This is a genomic window from Cellulomonas carbonis, from assembly GCF_014636275.1.
Taxonomy (GTDB): Bacteria; Actinomycetota; Actinomycetes; order Actinomycetales; family Cellulomonadaceae; genus Actinotalea; species Actinotalea carbonis.
Genome location: NZ_BMEB01000038.1, coordinates 1 through 312, shown reverse-complemented (window position 1 = coordinate 312; position 312 = coordinate 1). Strand labels below are relative to the sequence as shown.

Here is a 312-nt window from a genome sequence, read left to right as displayed (position 1 = left end):
GAACAGATCAGACAGGGCGGTCCGATCACGGTCACCGATCCGGAGGTCCGACGCTTCTTCATGACGATCCCGGAGGCATGCCAGCTGGTGCTGCAGGCGGCGACGATCGGCGAGGACGGCTACGTCATGGTTCTCGACATGGGTGAACCCGTGCGCATCGTCGACATCGCCCGGAGTCTGGTTGCGATGTCGAATCAGAACACCGAGATCGTCTATACCGGCCTGCGCGAGGGTGAGAAGCTCGACGAGGAGCTCTTCGGTGACTACGAAGGCACCGTCATCCGCATCCACGACAAGATCAGCCGTGTTGAG

General features: G+C 61.2%; 1 protein-coding gene. It reads left to right on the top strand.

What is annotated here, in order from left to right:
• A partial coding sequence (locus IEV86_RS18055; protein ID WP_229734732.1) for a polysaccharide biosynthesis protein occupies positions 1 to 312 on the top strand: 312 nt, incomplete at both ends.